Origin of the sequence: Cellulomonas sp. (assembly GCF_035634735.1) — a bacterium.
Taxonomy (GTDB): Bacteria; Actinomycetota; Actinomycetes; order Actinomycetales; family Cellulomonadaceae; genus Cellulomonas.
Genome location: NZ_DASQCJ010000027.1, coordinates 1 through 3,174 on the forward strand (window position 1 = coordinate 1; position 3,174 = coordinate 3,174).

3 protein-coding genes are annotated in these 3,174 nt (G+C 73.0%); all 3 read right to left on the bottom strand.

Annotated features, from left to right (window positions below; all coding sequences use genetic code 11):
• Positions 1–1,250, bottom strand: a 1,250-nt coding sequence (locus tag VER05_RS02385) for a thymidine phosphorylase (RefSeq protein WP_324843800.1), incomplete at its 3' end; no start/stop codon positions are given.
• The gene (locus VER05_RS02390) at positions 1,247–1,660 is read right to left on the bottom strand and encodes a cytidine deaminase (protein WP_324843801.1); all 414 of its coding nucleotides are present in this window, start codon (positions 1,658–1,660) and stop codon (positions 1,247–1,249) included. The genes VER05_RS02385 and VER05_RS02390, both read right to left, overlap by 4 nt.
• 123 nt (positions 1,661–1,783) lie before the next feature.
• Entirely contained in the window at positions 1,784–3,064 is a 1,281-nt protein-coding gene (locus VER05_RS02395) for an ABC transporter permease (RefSeq protein WP_324843802.1), read from the bottom strand.
• Positions 3,065–3,174: the final 110 nt, after the last annotated feature.

A 3,174-nucleotide genomic window follows, 5' to 3' on the forward strand; every position in this document is an offset into this window, starting at 1 on the left:
ACGGCCTCGGCGGCGACGTCGAAGCCGCCCTCCAGGGCCTCCTTCGCGCGCGCGAACCGCTCCGGGGTGTCCGTGTGCAGCGTCAGCAGCGGCTCGCCCTTGCGCACAGGCTGGCCCGGCTTGGCGTGCAGCTCCACGCCCGCGCCGGCCTGCACCGGGTCCTCCTTGCGGGCGCGGCCGGCGCCGAGGCGCCACGCCGCGATGCCCACCGCGTACGCGTCGAGCCGGGTCAGCACGCCGTCGGCCGGGGCCAGCACCTGCTCGGTGTGCCGCGCGACCGGCAGCGGCGCGTCCGCGTCGCCGCCCTGCGCCTCGATCATCCGGCGCCACACGTCCATCGCCCGGCCGTCGGACAGCGCGGCCCGCACGTCCTCGCCGGGGCGACCGGCCGCGGCCAGCATCTCCTCGGCCAGCGCGACGGTCAGGTCGACGACGTCGGACGGGCCGCCGCCGGCGAGCACCTCGAGCGACTCCCGGACCTCGAGCGCGTTGCCCGCGGTGAGGCCGAGCGGCGTCGACATGTCGGTGAGCAGCGCGACGGTGTTCACGCCGGCGTCGGTGCCCAGGTCGACCATGGTGCGGGCGAGCTCGCGGGCGCGGTCGAGGTCCTTCATGAACGCGCCCGAGCCGACCTTGACGTCCAGCACCAGCGCGCCGGTGCCCTCGGCGATCTTCTTGCTCATGATCGACGACGCGATGAGCGGGATCGCCTCGACGGTGCCCGTGACGTCGCGCAACGCGTAGAGCTTGCGGTCGGCGGGCGCAAGACCCGAGCCGGCCTGGCAGATCACGGCGCCGGGGCCGTCGAGCTGCGCCATCATCTCGTCGTTCGACAGCGCCGCGCGCCAGCCCGGGATCGACTCGAGCTTGTCCAGGGTGCCGCCGGTGTGGCCGAGGCCGCGGCCGGACAGCTGCGGGACCGCGACGTCGAACACGGCCACCAGGGGCGCGAGCGGCAAGGTGATCTTGTCGCCGACGCCGCCCGTCGAGTGCTTGTCCGCGGTGGGCCGGCGCAGGCCGGAGAAGTCCATCCGCTCGCCGGACGCGATCATCGCGGCGGTCCACCGCGAGATCTCCGCGCGGTCCATCCCGTTGAGCAGGATCGCCATGTTGAGGGCGGACATCTGCTCCTCGGCGACCACGCCGCGGGTGTACGCGTCGATGACCCAGTCGATCTGCGCGTCGGTCAGGCGCTTCTTGTCGCGCTTGGCGACGATGACGTCGACGGCGTCGAACTTCTCGGTGCTCACTGCGACTTCCTCTCGACCAGGTCGGCCGGCCCGAACGCGTCCGGCAGCACCTCGGTCATCGGCTTGATCCCGCTCACCGTGTCGACGAGCAGGTCGGGACCCCCGTGCTCCCAGAGGAGCTGGCGGCAGCGGCCGCACGGCATCAGGGCGTTCCCGTGCGCGTCCACGCAGGCGAACGCCACGAGGCGCCCGCCGCCGGACACGTGCAGGCCGGACACCAGCGCGCACTCGGCGCACAGCGTCAGGCCGTAGGAGGCGTTCTCGACGTTGCAGCCGACGACCACGCGGCCATCGTCCACCAGCGCCGCGACGCCGACGGGGAACTTCGAGTACGGGACGTACGCGCGGTGCATCACCTCGGTGGCGGCGGCACGCAGGGCGTCCCAGTCGATCTCGGGCCTCTCCGGCACAGCCGGTCTCCTGTTCTCCCCGGGCGACCGGGGCGTCTCACGGCACCTGCTCGGACGCTCCCGAGTGTGCCCGTGAAGCACGACCGCCGCCGCCCTGCGCGGGCGACGGCGGTCGTGACGTGCTCACTTCACGTAGGCGATGCCCTCCGCGGCGGGTGCGCGCACCCGGCCGACCAGCCCGGCGACCGCGAAGATCGTCACGACGTACGGGGTCATCAGCATGATCTGGCTCGGGATCGGCGTGCCGATGATGCCGAGCACCACCTGCAGGTTGTCGGCGAAGCCGAACAGCAGGGCCGCGGCGAGCGCGCCCTTCGGGCTCCACCGGCCGAGGATCATCGCGGCGAGGGCGATGAAGCCCTTGCCGCCGGTCATCTCCTTGCCGAACGCCAGGCCGTTGGCGACGGTGAAGAACGCGCCGCCGAGGCCGGCGATGGCGCCGCCGAGCAGCGTGTTCCACACCCGGGTGCGGTTGACCTTGATGCCGACGGTGTCCGCGGCCTTCGGGTGCTCGCCGACGGCGCGCATCCGCAGGCCCCAGCGGCTCCGGAAGACCAGGACCTGCAGGACGATCACCACGACGTACATGAGGTAGACGAGGATCGTCTGGCGGAACAGCACCGGGCCGATCACCGGGATGTCGGCGAGCCCGGGGATGGCCAGCGTCGGCAGGCGCGGCGGCGTGTTGAGCGTGCCGGCGTTCTCCTTGAGCACGGTGGAGAACAGGTAGCTGGTGATGCCCACGACCAGCACGTTGAGCACGACGCCGACGATGATCTGGTCGACCACGTACTTGATCGCGAACGCCACCAGCAGGGCGGACACCAGGGCGCCGGCGATGGGCGCGGCGATGAGGCCGACGTAGGCGCTGGAGGTGATGGTCGCGACCACCGCGGCGAGGAACGCGCCGGCGAGCAGCTGGCCCTCGATGGCGATGTTGATGATGCCCGACCGCTCGCTCACCAGGCCGGCCAGGGCGCCGAACACGAGCGGCACCGCCAGGAACAGCGAACCCTGCAGCAGGCTGGTGAGCGGCAGCGGCTGCGCCTTGCCGGCGACGGCCCAGGTCAGCAGCGCGAACACCAGCACCACCGCGTAGAGGGCGGGGAGCCACACGCCGACCTTGCGCCGGGTCCGCACCGCCTGGAACGACCACGCGGCCAGCCCGAGCGCGATCAGGCAGAGCACGATCGCCGTCAGCTTGGACGGGACCGTGAACTCAATGTTCTCGCCGGGCGCGAACATCGTGAACGAGGTCTCGCGGCCCGAGGCCGGCAGGATCCCGAACAGCAGCAGCGCGACGGCGGCGACCGCGCCGTAGGCGATCGGCGCCTTGTACGAGATCGGCGGCAGCGGCTTGCCCGCCGCGGCGCGCGCGGGGGCGGGGGCGGCGACGGCGCTCACGCGGCGGCCTCCTTGACGACGGGCGCGGCGAGCTCGGCCGGCTGGGCGCCGGGACCGCGGGGGGACGGGAGGCGGAACACCGCGCGCACCAGCGGGGGCGCCGCGATGAA